15 protein-coding genes and 4 pseudogenes are annotated in these 13,343 nt (G+C 59.1%); 9 read left to right on the plus strand and 10 right to left on the minus strand.

Translation table 11 applies throughout. The annotated features are described in order from the left end of the window. Positions 1-120 precede the first annotated feature (120 nt). The 3 genes and pseudogenes from istA to NB311A_RS23155 all read left to right on the plus strand — a co-directional run. Positions 121-1,620, plus strand: coding sequence for an IS21 family transposase (istA, locus tag NB311A_RS08690; RefSeq protein WP_009796680.1), 1,500 nt, complete (start codon positions 121-123; stop codon positions 1,618-1,620). Next, entirely contained in the window at positions 1,620-2,483 is an 864-nt protein-coding gene (gene istB / locus NB311A_RS08695) for an IS21-like element helper ATPase IstB (RefSeq protein WP_009798065.1), read from the plus strand. The genes istA and istB (NB311A_RS08695) overlap by 1 nt, the downstream gene beginning before the upstream one ends. A gap of 260 nt (positions 2,484-2,743) precedes the next feature. Further along, positions 2,744-2,856, plus strand: a pseudogene (locus tag NB311A_RS23155) (NAD(P)H:quinone oxidoreductase); the annotation flags it as partial. 97 nt (positions 2,857-2,953) lie between these two features. Here NB311A_RS23155 and NB311A_RS20440 read toward each other — a convergent pair. After that, a protein-coding gene (locus NB311A_RS20440; RefSeq protein WP_371256483.1) for an IS5 family transposase occupies positions 2,954-3,711 on the minus strand; the annotation gives its coding sequence in 2 pieces (ribosomal slippage) (positions 2,954-3,382 and positions 3,385-3,711; 756 coding nt in all). Positions 3,712-3,792: 81 nt separating this feature from the next. Here NB311A_RS20440 and NB311A_RS08710 point away from each other — a divergent pair. The 3 genes from NB311A_RS08710 to NB311A_RS08715 are packed head-to-tail and all read left to right on the plus strand — an operon-like array spanning position 3,793 to position 6,462. Continuing rightward, positions 3,793-4,365 (plus strand): SDR family NAD(P)-dependent oxidoreductase, encoded by a 573-nt coding sequence (locus NB311A_RS08710; protein ID WP_009798151.1) that lies wholly within the window; start codon positions 3,793-3,795, stop codon positions 4,363-4,365. After that, the gene (locus NB311A_RS23160; RefSeq protein WP_009798152.1) at positions 4,362-4,610 is read left to right on the plus strand and encodes an SDR family oxidoreductase; all 249 of its coding nucleotides are present in this window, start codon (positions 4,362-4,364) and stop codon (positions 4,608-4,610) included. Before NB311A_RS08710 ends, NB311A_RS23160 begins: the two co-directional genes overlap by 4 nt. 19 nt (positions 4,611-4,629) lie before the next feature. After that, positions 4,630-6,462 carry a glycoside hydrolase family 15 protein gene (locus NB311A_RS08715; RefSeq protein WP_009798153.1) on the plus strand — a complete coding sequence of 611 codons (1,833 nt, stop codon included), beginning with the start codon at positions 4,630-4,632 and terminating at the stop codon, positions 6,460-6,462. Between the two features lie 281 nt (positions 6,463-6,743). On the opposite strand, the gene NB311A_RS23165 is transcribed toward NB311A_RS08715, so the two are convergent. After that, a complete protein-coding gene (locus tag NB311A_RS23165) occupies positions 6,744-6,989 on the minus strand; it encodes a monovalent cation/H(+) antiporter subunit G (protein WP_116394744.1) in 246 nt (81 codons plus the stop codon). Positions 6,990-7,067: 78 nt separating this feature from the next. On the opposite strand from NB311A_RS23165, the gene NB311A_RS08725 reads away from it, so the two are divergent. Beyond that, complete coding sequence (locus NB311A_RS08725; protein ID WP_009798155.1) at positions 7,068-7,544, plus strand: hypothetical protein; 477 nt, start codon at positions 7,068-7,070, stop codon at positions 7,542-7,544. A 376-nt stretch (positions 7,545-7,920) separates the two neighbouring features. Here the strand turns inward: NB311A_RS08725 and NB311A_RS08730 are convergent, their stop codons facing one another. The 4 genes from NB311A_RS08730 to NB311A_RS21945 form a co-directional block, all read right to left on the minus strand. Beyond that, positions 7,921-8,283 carry a DUF768 domain-containing protein gene (locus NB311A_RS08730; RefSeq protein ID WP_131522898.1) on the minus strand — a complete coding sequence of 121 codons (363 nt, stop codon included), beginning with the start codon at positions 8,281-8,283 and terminating at the stop codon, positions 7,921-7,923. 407 nt (positions 8,284-8,690) lie between these two features. Further along, a complete protein-coding gene (locus NB311A_RS21940) occupies positions 8,691-8,861 on the minus strand; it encodes a hypothetical protein (protein ID WP_165475246.1) in 171 nt (56 codons plus the stop codon). 37 nt (positions 8,862-8,898) lie between these two features. Next, positions 8,899-9,249, minus strand: coding sequence for a cupin domain-containing protein (locus tag NB311A_RS08735; RefSeq protein WP_009798157.1), 351 nt, complete (start codon positions 9,247-9,249; stop codon positions 8,899-8,901). Positions 9,250-9,311: 62 nt separating this feature from the next. Then, positions 9,312-9,488, minus strand: a complete 177-nt coding sequence (locus NB311A_RS21945; RefSeq protein WP_009798158.1) for a hypothetical protein — start codon at positions 9,486-9,488, stop codon at positions 9,312-9,314. An 892-nt stretch (positions 9,489-10,380) separates the two neighbouring features. Here NB311A_RS21945 and NB311A_RS22575 point away from each other — a divergent pair. Next, positions 10,381-10,476 (plus strand): annotated as a pseudogene (locus tag NB311A_RS22575) (transposase); the annotation flags it as partial. 58 nt (positions 10,477-10,534) lie between these two features. Here NB311A_RS22575 and NB311A_RS20455 read toward each other — a convergent pair. After that, a pseudogene (locus tag NB311A_RS20455) lies at positions 10,535-10,759 on the minus strand (transposase); the annotation flags it as partial. A 52-nt stretch (positions 10,760-10,811) separates the two neighbouring features. Then, positions 10,812-11,138: a DUF2924 domain-containing protein gene (locus NB311A_RS08745; RefSeq protein WP_207382365.1), complete on the minus strand. Its 327-nt coding sequence runs from the start codon at positions 11,136-11,138 to the stop codon at positions 10,812-10,814. A gap of 100 nt (positions 11,139-11,238) precedes the next feature. On the opposite strand from NB311A_RS08745, the gene NB311A_RS22580 reads away from it, so the two are divergent. Continuing rightward, positions 11,239-11,424, plus strand: a complete 186-nt coding sequence (locus tag NB311A_RS22580; RefSeq protein ID WP_040674568.1) for a hypothetical protein — start codon at positions 11,239-11,241, stop codon at positions 11,422-11,424. 557 nt (positions 11,425-11,981) lie between these two features. On the opposite strand, the gene istB (NB311A_RS08760) is transcribed toward NB311A_RS22580, so the two are convergent. After that, the gene (gene istB, locus NB311A_RS08760) at positions 11,982-12,845 is read right to left on the minus strand and encodes an IS21-like element helper ATPase IstB (protein WP_009796681.1); all 864 of its coding nucleotides are present in this window, start codon (positions 12,843-12,845) and stop codon (positions 11,982-11,984) included. After that, positions 12,845-13,343, minus strand: a pseudogene (locus NB311A_RS08765) (IS21 family transposase); the annotation flags it as partial. The gene istB (NB311A_RS08760) and the pseudogene NB311A_RS08765, both read right to left, overlap by 1 nt.

Raw genomic sequence — 13,343 nt, forward strand, 5'->3', positions numbered from 1 at the left:
CCTTCTTTGTCATTCGGCATGCAAAATTGACCCCGTAAGCCGGGGGATCGGCGTCCAAAATTGACCCCCTACAGGTTGGCTGTTGCGCTGCCTGCTTTGTCATGAAGCAGGTGGTCGGGGATGCTGATCGTGGAGACGATTGCGCGGATACGGCGCGAACACTTCATCAAGGGCAAGACGATCAAGGAGATCGCCCGTGACCTGAAGGTGTCGCGGAACACGGTCCGGAAGGTGCTGAGGTCGGGCAAGACCTTGTTCGAGTATGAGCGTTCGATCCAGCCGCGCCCCAAACTCGGGCGTTGGGCGGCGGAGCTTGATGAACTGCTGGCGGCGAACGCGGCCAAATCGGCTCGCGAACAGCTGACGCTGATCCGGATCTTCGAAGAGTTGCGCGGACGCGGCTATGACGGCGGCTACGATGCCGTACGGCGTTACGCCAGGCGTTGGAGCAAGGAGCGCGGGCAATCGACCGCGGCGGCCTATGTTCCGTTGAGCTTTGCGGCGGGCGAAGCCTACCAGTTCGACTGGAGCCATGAGATCGTTCTCCTCAACGGCGTGACGGCGATCGTGAAGGTCGCTCATGTCCGGCTGTGCCACAGCCGCATGCTGTTCGTGCGGGCCTATCCGCGGGAGACGCAGGAGATGGTATTCGACGCCCACGACCGGGCGTTCGCACTGTTCAAGGGTACCTGCAGCCGCGGCATCTACGACAACATGAAGACGGCGGTAGAGACGATCTTCGTCGGCAAGGATCGCCGCTACAATCGCCGCTTCCTGCAGATGTGCAGCCACTATCTGATCGATCCGGTCGCCTGCACGCCGGCGTCGGGCTGGGAGAAGGGTCAGGTCGAGAACCAGGTCGGGCTGGTCCGGGAACGGTTCTTCACGCCACGGCTGCGGTTCAAAACCCTGGACGAGTTGAACGCGTGGCTTCTGGATAAGTGCATCGCCTACGCCAAGGCGCACCGACATCCAGAACTGGCCGAACAGACGGTCTGGGAGGTGTTCGAAGCCGAGCGGCCCAAGCTCGTTCCCTATGCTGGCCGGTTCGACGGATTCCACGCGGTGCCGGCATCGGTCTCGAAGACCTGCCTGGTGCGCTTCGACAACAACAAATACTCGGTCGCTGCCAGCGCCGTCGGGCGCCCGGTCGAAGTTCAAGCCTATGCCGATCGCATCGTGATCCGTCAGGACGGGCGCATCGTTGCGGAGCATCCGCGATCGTTCGGACGCGGCGAGACGACCTACAATCCCTGGCACTACGTGCCGGTGCTCGCGCGCAAACCCGGGGCCTTACGTAACGGCGCACCCTTCAAGGACTGGGTGTTGCCGGCCGCGATCGAACGGATCCGGCGCAGGCTCGCCAGCACCGACGACGGCAATCGACAGATGGTCGACATCCTCAATGCGGTGCTGACGGACGGTTTGTCGGCGGTCGAAGCCGCCTGCGCCGAGGCGATCGCTCATGGCGTTCATTCCGCTGACGTCGTTCTCAACATCCTGGCTCGCCAACGCGAACCCGCTGCACCGGCCAACATTATGACGCCGGCGGCACTGACGCTCCGCCATGCGCCGATCGCCGATTGCGCCCGTTACGACAACCTCCGGAGGACCATCTGATGGAACGAACCCAAATCTTCGACCTCATGGGTGAGCTCAAACTCTACGGAATGAGGGCTGCCTTCGACGAGATCATGGCGACGGCCGTCAAGCGCCAGCACGAACCTCAGCACATCGTCGGCGACCTGCTCAGCGCCGAGATCAACGAGAAGCAGGCGCGGTCGATCAAGTACCAGCTCACCATCGCCAAGCTGCCATTGGCCAAGGATCTCGATGACTTCCAGTTCGAAGGCACGCCGATCAATCAGACGCTCGTCAATGATCTCGCCGGCGGCGGCTTCATCGCCCAGCAGCGCAACGTCGTGCTCGTCGGCGGCACCGGCACAGGCAAAACCCACCTGGCCATCGCAATCGCCAGAAGCTGCATCCGATCCGGCGCCCGCGGTCGCTTCTACAACGTGGTCGACCTCGTCAATCGCCTCGAGATCGAGACCCGTAACGGACGTCAGGGCCGGCTTGCCGAACATCTGACCCGGATGGACTTCATCGTGCTCGACGAACTCGGATATCTGCCCTTTGCCCAATCCGGCGGCCAGTTGCTGTTCCATCTCGTCAGCCGGCTCTACGAGCGTGCTTCCGTCATCGTCACCACCAATCTCGCCTTCGGCGAATGGCCCAGCGTGTTCGGCGACGCCAAGATGACCACCGCGCTGCTCGACCGGTTGACCCACCACTGCGACATCGTCGAAACCGGTAACGACAGCTGGCGCTTCAAAAGCCGCGACGACGATCACGCCACCCGCGCTCGTCTCGTCTCCGCAATCCCGGCCAGCTCCGACGAGTCGAGCGCTACCCTCAAACCACGCCGCGCGAAGGGGTCAAAATTGAACGCCGATACGGGGTCAAATTTGCAAGCCGATTGACACCCAACTCGGCTACGTCAAGGCCAAGAGCGGGGGCATCCGCTTGGCGCATGACCCGGCTGGGCGATTTGGTCAGGGCCCTGGAAACCAACGATCGTCGAATGCTTAAATAGCCCAGATACCAAAACCGAAAAGGTAGGAGTGCCTCATCCAATCAAAGCAAATTACCAAGACCACCTGTTCGCCAGATCGCTGCAGTGAAGGTCAGCTCGCCGCATCATCGCCGCCGCTTTCCTATCGATCAATGAGAACGACTCACCATGACCAAAATTCTCGTGCTCTATCATTCCACCTATGGTCACATCGAGACGATGGCGAAACCGTCGCGGAAGGCGCGCGCCCCGTCAAGGGTGCCGATGTCCTAATCAAGCGAGGCTGGAAATCATGTTGGGCATTTAGATGGCGTCCGGCCTCATCCGCATATCTGTCTCGGGATACGCTAGCCTCCCGCAAAACACTAGGGCCCGGACTCATAACCAATAGCTGACGGTTGCGGCGATGCAGACGGCAGCCATGAAGTTGACGGCAAGACGGTCATAGCGGGTTGCGACACGCCGGAAGTCTTTGAGACGGCAGAACATGCGCTCAATGGCATTGCGATCGCGGTAGAGCACGGGCGAGAAGCAGTTTTTCCATTTGCGATTGGCCTTGGGCGGGATGTTCGGCATCGTGCCGCGTTGCTCGACCTGCTGGCGGATGGCATCGCTGTCGTAGCCCTTGTCGCCGTGCAGGATCGCGGAACGTGGCATCTCTTCGAGCAGAACCGCTCCAGCGGTACAATCGGCTATCTGCCCCCCGGTCAGCAAGAACGCGACGGGACGACACTCCACGTCGGTCAGCGCGTGGATTTTCGTCGTGCGCCCGCCGCGCGATCGGCCGATGGCCTGCTGATGTTCCCCCCTTTGCCGCCAGATGCGCATCGATGCGCCTTCACGGCCGAGCTATCGATCAGGACCTGCGCAGGAGGTCCACCAGCCGTTGCGAGTGCGTGGAATATGTCTACCCATACGCCCTTCGCTGCCCAGCAGACGAAACGATTGTAGAGTGTTTTGCGCGGACCATAGACCTCCGGCGCATCGATCCAGCGCCCACCGGACTTCAGAACCTGGATAATGCCGCTGATGACCCGCCGATCATCGACCCGCGGCTTGCCGCGCGTATCGTTAGGCAGAAGCGGCTTGAGAAGAGCGAACTGATCCTTCGTTAGCCAAAAACAATCGCGACTCATGGAGCGCCTCCTATCGGAGACCGTGAATCACAAACTCAGCGCCGAAAGAATCATTTTTATGGGTCCCGACCCTAGGAAACGATGAATTCGAATATACTGGAGCACAAGGTGGCTGTTGTCACCGGCGCGTCGTCCGGCATCGGCCGCGCAACCGCGATTGCGCTCGCGAAAGCCGGCGCAACGGTTATCGTAAATCATTTCCCGTCGGAGGACTCGCGTTCTGAAGCTGAAGCCGTTGTCCGAGAGATCGGTGATGCCGAGGGGCGCGCCTTAGCGATCGCCGCGGACATCAGCAGCGAAGATCAGGTCGAAGCCATGTTCGCCGGGACGCTCAATCGGTTCAGCAAGCTCGATATCCTGGTCAACAATGCCGGTATCGAGCGGCCTGCGCCAATTCAGGATATGACGCTCGCCGATTGGCGGGCGGTCATCGACGTCAACCTTACCGGGCAGTTCTTATGCTCTCGCGCAGCGGTGCGCGCTTTTCTGAACCATACAAGAAGCGAGCACACGTCCGGCGCCATCGGCACGATCATCTTCGTCAGTTCGGTCCACGCGATCATTCCTTGGGCTTTTCAGACAAACTATGCGGCCTCGAAGGGGGGCGTCTCTCTCTCCTTATGCGATCGCTCGCCCAAGAGCTGGCACCGATGAAGATCCGGGTGAATTCGGTGGCGCCCGGCGCGATTCGAACGCCGATCAACCACGAATCTTGGGCGAGTGAAGAGAAGATGACCAAACTTTTAAAGCTCATTCCCTATGGGCGCATTGGCGAGCCTGAAGATATCGGCCGCGCCATCGTCTGGCTTGCATCGGACGCGGCCGATTACGTCACCGGCACAGCGCTCGTCATTGATGGCGGTATGACGCTCTATCCGGCGTTCCGTGGCGAAGGCTGACAGATAAAAGGGAGTGGGCATGTCGAAGCCTATCGAGGATTATGGCATCATCGGCAACATGGTCTCCGCAGCGCTCGTGAGCCGCGACGGGTCGATTGACTGGCTTTGCCTGCCGCGCTTCGACTCCGCTGCGTGCTTTGCTGCCCTCCTGGGCGGTCCAGAGCATGGCCGCTGGCTGCTGGCGCCAGAAGATCCCACCTGCCGCATCAGTCGGCGCTATATCCTAGGAACAGCGGTGCTCGAGACTCGCTTTGAGACTGCGACAGGGGTCTGCACGCTTACGGACTTTATGCCTCTTACCCATGATGAAGAGAAAGTCGACGTGGTGCGCATAGTGCGTGGCGTATCGGGCGAGGTGCCGATGAGCATGGAACTGATTCTCCGATTCAATTACGGGCAGGCCGCTCCCTGGGTGCGGCGCCGCGATTATGGTCTCAGCGCCGTCGCCGGCCCAGACGCGGTCGAATTGCACACCGCCGTGGCCTTGGTGGGCCGAGATATGACAACGACTGCTCATTTCACGGCTCAGGAAAACGAAGAGGTGCCTTTCACGCTCTCCTATCATCGCTCGCATAAAATGCCTCAGTTCGTTCCGGATAGTTCTGAGACTATGGACCGCACGATTTCGTGGTGGCAAGAATGGTCAAAGCGATGCCACTTTGACATTAAGCATCCCATATGGCGCGATGCGGTCATCCGCTCCCTCATCACGCTCAAGTTGCTCACCTTCAAACCGACGGGGGGCATCGTCGCGGCGCCGACGACCTCTCTTCCGGAAGCGATCGGGGGAAGCCGCAACTGGGATTATCGCTATTGTTGGCTACGGGATTCGGCCCTCACTCTGTACGCGCTGTTGAACGCGGGTTATCGCGAGGAGGCCGAGGCTTGGCGGCAATGGCTGTTGCGAGCTGCTGCCGGACGACCCGAGCAGCTCCACATTATGTATGGCATTGCTGGCGAACGCTGGTTGCCGGAAAATGAGATTCCTTGGCTGCCGGGTTATAAAAAGAGTTCTCCAGTCAGAATCGGTAACGAAGCAGTCGGCCAGATACAGCTCGACGTTTATGGCGAATTGATCGAAACCTTGTATACCGCGCGGGAAGCTGAACTCGCGCCGCTGGCCGAAGCCTGGCGCTTGGCAGGCGTTCTTCTCGATCATCTTGAGACGGTCTGGCGAAAGCCGGACAATGGCATATGGGAAGTACGAGGAGAACCGCGAGCCTTCACCCACTCCCGGCTGATGTGCTGGGTCGCCTTTGATCGCGCTATCAAGTCCGTCGAGCATTTCGGGCTGGATGGCCCGGTTGATCGATGGCGAGAACTTCGCGACACGATCCACGCGGACATTTGCGAAAACGGCTTTGATCCCAGTCGTAATAGCTTCACGCAGTACTATGGCGGCAAGGCTCTGGACGCGAGCCTCCTCCTCATCCCACAGGTCGGCTTTTTGCCTCCCGACGACCCGCGCGTGGTCGGCACGATTAGGGCTATCGAGCAAGAACTCGTCCGCAATGGGTTCGTGCTGCGATATTCGACAGATCAAGTCGATGACGGAATCGGAGGCGAAGAAGGCGCGTTCCTCGCCTGTAGTTTTTGGTTAGCCGACGCCTATGTGATGCTCGGACGAACTGATGATGCTTTAAAACTCTTCGAAAGCCTTTTGGTCATTCGCAACGATCTCGGGCTTCTCGCAGAAGAATACGATCCCATTCGAAAGCGGCTCGTGGGCAACTTTCCGCAAGGCTTCTCACATATCGGGCTCATCAATACAGCCTTCAACCTGATCGATGCGACCGGCCCGGCGCAGCAACGCTCCAAGAGGGTCGCGCCGACAGATGGCGGAGCGCGGTGAGCGATTCCAAGGTTGACCAGCCTTCGCAAAATTGTGACGCGCGCATCTTTCTACATGATGTGAAGTCATCGGCGCGAGAGCTTCGCGCGTGATCGGCGGCGAAATACTTGGAGCCGGCGCGGCAACGGGACTTGCTGAGATCAATCGCTTATGACAACAGGGCCAGACGCCGAACGAACGTGAGGACGATATCCAAAAGCCGCTATATCGATGGCTCATTGCCGCTGGGCAGGCACAGGAATGGACGCCGCAGTCGCGTTCGCGATGCTCCCTGGCCAAGCTCAGCGATGCTGCTCTTCTGCATTTCGCTGAGACGCTCCTTCGCCTTCAAACTTATCCCGAAAAAGTGCGGCATTGACCAGAACCATCAGGCCGATCGGGGTCGTTGTGATGACGAGAACAATGATAAGGAGCTCATGCAGGACAGGACGTGTTCCTAGCGCGGAGAAGTAGATCATCGACGCGATGGCGATGTGTCCAGTGGCTCTCCTTTTGGGGGGGCGGCCCGCAATGTGCCTTGAGGGCATCGCTGAGCATCAGCGACGCAGGGAAGGCTGCCACTCACTGGCAACAACTGTTATTCATATGCAACAGGAGAATCGTCTATGACTGCACGTGCGCTGTCCATCACTGCCATTGCCCTTTGGTTTGTTACCATTGCCGTCGCCGCATTCTTCTTCGTTCGCGGTCAGACGCAAGTGGCGCCCGACGGACGCACGACTGTTCTGCTGGGATCGGATGAGCGCAATCTCGTGCTCTCCGAAATGCGCAGTATGCTTGACACTGTGCAGATGGTCGTCGAGGGGGTGAAGGAAGGCGACATGAAGCAGGTTGCGCAGGCGGCGCGCGCGAGCGGTATGGCAACGACCGCCGACGTCAATCCGGCACTGATGGCCAAGTTGCCACTCGAGTTCAAGCAGCTTGGGCTCAGCGTCCATAAGCGCTTCGATGAGATTGCTACCGCAGCCGACTCGGGTACGAGCCGCGAGCAGGTGCTAGCGACACTCAGCACGCAGCTGTCGGCCTGTGTCGCCTGCCATGCGAGCTATCGCTTCGACGCGGTGACGCCGGCGGCGAAGTGAGTGAGGACAAAGAAACAAGCCTGAGGGTTTTGCTGCACTGAATGCGGCGCGCCAGTCGCGGCAGCCAATATTGTTCGTATGACTATCAGCGGCTCTTGAAAGCGCACGGCATCATCCCGTAACGAGCGGCAAGGGCAATTGCTGCGATCACGATTGGCGCCGATCGTGACTCCACTCCGATCGGCTTTTTTGATTGTCTTTATGGCGTTACTGTTGGCACCTGCAGCGATCTGACCTCTGTGCCGATTCACAGCCGAAGCTGCGAAATGTCAGAGTGCTCATGTCGCGATCCGCAAAGCGGAGCAGTTGTCCCGAGTTGCAGGAAATGTTGGTGCGGTTGCATTCAGCCGCGCTGGAGATCCGGCCTTAGCAAATCTTAGCGAAATTCGAATCTGGATTTGCTGGGCTGCGTCACACTTACGGGATCGGATGCCGGAAATGAGTCGATCAAGCCTTCTTCCAACTGTTGATCGAAACGTCGGTTATTTGCCCTATCGATATCCGTCACGCTCATGGCGAAATCCTTGTTTACGCGTTTAATCTGCCACTGAACATACTCAATGATATCGCCGAACTCAGCTTCGATATCGTTGGCTGACATGCCCTCCGTTTTAGCCATCTCAAGGCACTTACGAACAAGCGCCTTAGCAAGCCTGGTATCCCCCTTCGCCTGATAACCCGCGGCGTGGATGTGAGACTGGACCCAAAGGTCAACGAATGTACGAACCTTATCGCCCAAGGTGCCCTCCATCCGTTAGTAGGCAAGCAAGCGTGAAGCGCGCCGCTGTCGCCCATCCATGCTAGTCGTTGAGATTGATCTCAAGGATTCCGGCCTCGGGTGATCGAAAACAACTGAACCGCAGCGCGCTACCATCCGAGGTCGATCGGAACACCACTTGATCATCACCGTGCCACTGGCTCAGCTCCGCCACCAAATCCTCGACCGTTAGCGGCCTCTCGATATCTGGTGCGTTCCTGATTGGGGGGACACCGCCTGGGCACACTTCATTATTGCGATTCATGATCAAGCAACTCCGGTAAATCTCAGCCGCGACTATGCTGCCCGTCAGCCGGGCAAACCTATCGTAGGCTGAAGCAGTTTCCCGCGGCAGAAGGCGTTAAGGAGTGTCAGGTCTCCAGCTACCATTAACCCACAACAATGGAGACGTATATTGCACGCCGCGTCAATTCTTCGTGCTGATGCCACACACTGCTGGCAAAAGGAGCAGCTTTATCCGTTTTGTAAGCAGCAGACACCAGCGCGCTAATGCCAACCAATGTTCCGATGATTAGAATTGTTGCTACAACTATCTTCATGTCACCTCATCTTTCATGGCCACATCTTTCCCTTTGATCACTGAGAGGTCCGGAACTTTCCGGAGAAGAAAAGAATCGTGAGCAGTAACGAAGTATCCTCGATTCCCCTGAGCGAGTGCGGAACGCCCCCTTCGAGATACACCCATTGACCTGCCGAAAGTTCAAGTGACGTTTCAGGCAAGCCGAGCAGAGCCCGACCTTCCAGGCAATGAAGCGTGATGGGACCGTCAACCTGATGCGCCTTGATATCCGTGCCAGCGTGAACGATGAGGCGCACGACCTCGAACGCTTCCGATTTCACGACGGCGGTTGTCCGCGCGTCCTTCAGCTTCGGACCCAATGGCGCGAGATCAAAAACTTCTTCGGGGCTGGCGTGGCGCATAGCCATTGCACTCGTCTCCCTCCGCATGAGCAGCTCACAGGTGACCGACCTCGATATTGACCTATATTTTAAGTCACTGAAGTAAAGGCCAAGGCGGCAATCATCCCTCCAAAAGTTAGAACAACCCCGGCGACAAGCATTGGCACAAGGCTCGCACTGGAACGCGGATCAGCCTGCCTGTTGGCGAAGTCTTCGGCGTTCTTTTGCAATTCGGCTGCTTTTTGAACTTGATCAACGGTATTCATTGAGAACCTTTCTCAGCCCCTCGTTAGTTTGGCTGGTGTACAGAACCAAAATCAAGCTACCGTTCCATCTTCGTAGTGAGCAGAGCGACCCGGTACCTACTGGTACTCGTACCGGATCGCGGAGCTGCGGCGAAGGAAGGGACTAGGACCCTCGCCACGAGTCAAATCTACACCTCTAAAAAGAAATATCAAGCATATATCTTTACGCCCTGACCAGCCGTAATCGCTACGAACTTTTACGTTTCATCATGGACCCACAGGTTCGCGGCAAATGATGATGACTCGCGTTGGTTTGCGCCGGTGGCTATCTGCTACACCGCGACAGTAACAAATTAGGAGCGAAGTTTTGCCCAATAAGAAAGCGGCAGTTCGCCGCGACTGGACGAACGACGACGTTCGCACTCTCAAGGTGTAAACCGGCGCTGAACAAAGTCCCTTGAAGCGGGGGCAGGCCCGGTGTGCTTGACCCGTTCTGATGAAAAGTAACCTCTAAACGCTTCGACAATGCGATTGCTCGCGGTTTCGTCGTTCACATTGAGCGGGTAGCGGTCGAGCGGTGTAATCTCGGGCTTCCGCCGCGCGCCGGACGCTTCCGCTTCGGGCAAGCGCCGCAATCTTCCGCACGCGCGATCTACTGGTTCGCCAGCGAACGCAGCTGATCAACGCGGTGCGCGGGCAACTCACCGAGTATGGCCTGGTCGCCGCTAAGGGAACTGCGAACCTGCCGAGGCTGCTGGCATTGGTCGACGAGCCAGGCTCCGATCTGCCGCAGGCCACGCGTGCGATGCTCGATGTGCTGATCGGGATGGTAATGATGCTCGCGGAACAGATCAGCGCGCTGGACCGCGAGATAGCCAAGCGGGCCAAGGAAGAAGATATGCCTTCGCGGTTGATGACGATACCGGGTGTCGGGCCGATCACTGCGACAGCCATCGCGGCTCTTGCTCCACCGGTGGAGACGTTCCGCAAAGGGCGCGACTTCGCCGCCTGGCTCGGCCTGACGCCGGTGCAACGATCCACCGGCGGCAAGCAGAAGCTTGGGGCCACAACCGGCGCTTGCCGGCCTCAAGAAACTCCTTGGACCAGCCGTAATACATCGAGGCGGCGATGCCTTCGCGGCGGCAAAGCTCGGAGATATTCTCCTCACCGCGCAGTCCTTCCAGCACGATGCGGATCTTTTCCTCCGCCGAATACTGCCGACGGGTCTGGCGTCGGATGTCCTTCAGTACTTGTTCTGCCGGCGCTTTGCCGGACCCGGATTTCTGCTTCATCTTCACTCCTTACGGCTACGATGAACCAGAAATCCTCCCTTCGGAAAGTCCCTCAATTTGTCTCAGGGGCACTGACGGGGAACACCCTGCGAACAGTGACGCAGTGCTCAACGCCCTGGTATTCCCGGATGAGCCGGGTGCCGGCGATGGGACGCTCGCTAATCGTCCGCTTGCGGATCGAAGGAACGTCAGGCTTGTCGAACTGCTTTCCCAATTCCGTCAGCCGGGCCAACGTCTGCGGCTTCAGCCCGCCATACGCCAATTCCTGGATACGGTAAGCCAAACGGCTTTCGAGGAAGCGCCTGTTGTAGGGCGGTGGCTCGGTGCCGAACAGCTCCCGCCACCTGGCTTTCAGCGCGGGCGTAGCCGCTCTCGCCATTGGCGCTGGCATTCCGCGCCGGTCATTGCTCTGTCGCCTATCGGATGTCGCGGCAAAACGGCGCTCCTGTTACGTCTCACGTCAGTACGAGACGGAACGAATCGTGGGCCGCGCTCATGACGGGCAAGCAAACAACGAATATGCCACGAAGGAAGCAGCCTTCGAAGCCACCGTCGCGGCCGCATCGATGCCTCCCAGGCAATACCGCGATGTCCGAATAAGCGTTCCTGGCCGCGAAGCTGGCAATGAGACTGCGCTGGGCGCTTTAGACAACGCCCAAGATTGATGACCCACAGCACTGATGCGTATCCCGACCCTCTCCACTTTACCCCGCCGGCGAGCCTCAGCGTCGGGCGGATTTCATCTAGGGACATCGCCAGTTTTTACCCGCCGTTAAGCCTGACCCGCGGTTTCCTGGAACGAAGGTATTTGCCTCAACTTGTGCCTAAAACGAGGTGGCACATGATCCAGAGTTTTCGTGAGCAGGCTGAGAGAGCTGAGCGGTTAGCCAAGTCCATTGACGACGCGCGGACACGAGACGCGCTGATGAACTACGCTCGAGAGTGCCGGGAAAAGATGATGCACGTGGCGTCCGCTTTCGCGCCAAGTACGGGAAAGCCGGGCGGCTAGGATTTGTTAGCTGGCGTCCTGCAACTATCTCGCTTCTGTTAGAGCCAGCGAGGTTGCACTGCGAAGATATCAGCTCTCGAAGGCAACGCCAACGAGATCTCCCTCGCGCCAAATCAGCCGGCATTGACGCGTTGTTCGAAAATTGTCGAAGGAAATATCAAAGAATGGTGGCACGAGATCGAGTCCGCTCAACCGAATGCTCGCACCGTCGTGTCAATCGGCTCGCAAATTTGACCCCGTATCGGCGTTCAATTTTGACCCCTTCGCGCGGCGTGGTTTGAGGGTAGCGCTCGACTCGTCGGAGCTGGCCGGGATTGCGGAGACGAGACGAGCGCGGGTGGCGTGATCGTCGTCGCGGCTTTTGAAGCGCCAGCTGTCGTTACCGGTTTCGACGATGTCGCAGTGGTGGGTCAACCGGTCGAGCAGCGCGGTGGTCATCTTGGCGTCGCCGAACACGCTGGGCCATTCGCCGAAGGCGAGATTGGTGGTGACGATGACGGAAGCACGCTCGTAGAGCCGGCTGACGAGATGGAACAGCAACTGGCCGCCGGATTGGGCAAAGGGCAGATATCCGAGTTCGTCGAGCACGATGAAGTCCATCCGGGTCAGATGTTCGGCAAGCCGGCCCTGACGTCCGTTACGGGTCTCGATCTCGAGGCGATTGACGAGGTCGACCACGTTGTAGAAGCGACCGCGGGCGCCGGATCGGATGCAGCTTCTGGCGATTGCGATGGCCAGGTGGGTTTTGCCTGTGCCGGTGCCGCCGACGAGCACGACGTTGCGCTGCTGGGCGATGAAGCCGCCGCCGGCGAGATCATTGACGAGCGTCTGATTGATCGGCGTGCCTTCGAACTGGAAGTCATCGAGATCCTTGGCCAATGGCAGCTTGGCGATGGTGAGCTGGTACTTGATCGACCGCGCCTGCTTCTCGTTGATCTCGGCGCTGAGCAGGTCGCCGACGATGTGCTGAGGTTCGTGCTGGCGCTTGACGGCCGTCGCCATGATCTCGTCGAAGGCAGCCCTCATTCCGTAGAGTTTGAGCTCACCCATGAGGTCGAAGATTTGGGTTCGTTCCATCAGATGGTCCTCCGGAGGTTGTCGTAACGGGCGCAATCGGCGATCGGCGCATGGCGGAGCGTCAGTGCCGCCGGCGTCATAATGTTGGCCGGTGCAGCGGGTTCGCGTTGGCGAGCCAGGATGTTGAGAACGACGTCAGCGGAATGAACGCCATGAGCGATCGCCTCGGCGCAGGCGGCTTCGACCGCCGACAAACCGTCCGTCAGCACCGCATTGAGGATGTCGACCATCTGTCGATTGCCGTCGTCGGTGCTGGCGAGCCTGCGCCGGATCCGTTCGATCGCGGCCGGCAACACCCAGTCCTTGAAGGGTGCGCCGTTACGTAAGGCCCCGGGTTTGCGCGCGAGCACCGGCACGTAGTGCCAGGGATTGTAGGTCGTCTCGCCGCGTCCGAACGATCGCGGATGCTCCGCAACGATGCGCCCGTCCTGACGGATCACGATGCGATCGGCATAGGCTTGAACTTCGACCGGGCGCCCGACGGCGCTGGCAGCGACC

It is taken from the genome of Nitrobacter sp. Nb-311A, assembly GCF_000152905.1.
GTDB lineage: Bacteria > Pseudomonadota > Alphaproteobacteria > Rhizobiales > Xanthobacteraceae > Nitrobacter.

Excerpts from the sequence above, each read along its gene's own strand:
- NB311A_RS08735 (WP_009798157.1), bottom strand. The coding sequence starts at position 9,249 with ATGGCTATGCGCCACGCCAGCCCCGAAGAAGTTTTTGATCTCGCGCCA.
- NB311A_RS08745 (WP_207382365.1), bottom strand. The coding sequence starts at position 11,138 with ATGGCGAGAGCGGCTACGCCCGCGCTGAAAGCCAGGTGGCGGGAGCTG.
- NB311A_RS08710 (WP_009798151.1), top strand. The coding sequence starts at position 3,793 with ATGAATTCGAATATACTGGAGCACAAGGTGGCTGTTGTCACCGGCGCG.
- istB (WP_009796681.1), bottom strand. The coding sequence starts at position 12,845 with ATGGAACGAACCCAAATCTTCGACCTCATGGGTGAGCTCAAACTCTAC.
- NB311A_RS21945 (WP_009798158.1), bottom strand. The coding sequence starts at position 9,488 with ATGAATACCGTTGATCAAGTTCAAAAAGCAGCCGAATTGCAAAAGAAC.
- NB311A_RS08725 (WP_009798155.1), top strand. The coding sequence starts at position 7,068 with ATGACTGCACGTGCGCTGTCCATCACTGCCATTGCCCTTTGGTTTGTT.
- NB311A_RS08715 (WP_009798153.1), top strand. The coding sequence starts at position 4,630 with ATGTCGAAGCCTATCGAGGATTATGGCATCATCGGCAACATGGTCTCC.
- istA (WP_009796680.1), top strand. The coding sequence starts at position 121 with ATGCTGATCGTGGAGACGATTGCGCGGATACGGCGCGAACACTTCATC.
- NB311A_RS23160 (WP_009798152.1), top strand. The coding sequence starts at position 4,362 with ATGAAGATCCGGGTGAATTCGGTGGCGCCCGGCGCGATTCGAACGCCG.
- NB311A_RS21940 (WP_165475246.1), bottom strand. The coding sequence starts at position 8,861 with ATGAAGATAGTTGTAGCAACAATTCTAATCATCGGAACATTGGTTGGC.
- NB311A_RS23165 (WP_116394744.1), bottom strand. The coding sequence starts at position 6,989 with ATGCCCTCAAGGCACATTGCGGGCCGCCCCCCCAAAAGGAGAGCCACT.
- istB (WP_009798065.1), top strand. The coding sequence starts at position 1,620 with ATGGAACGAACCCAAATCTTCGACCTCATGGGTGAGCTCAAACTCTAC.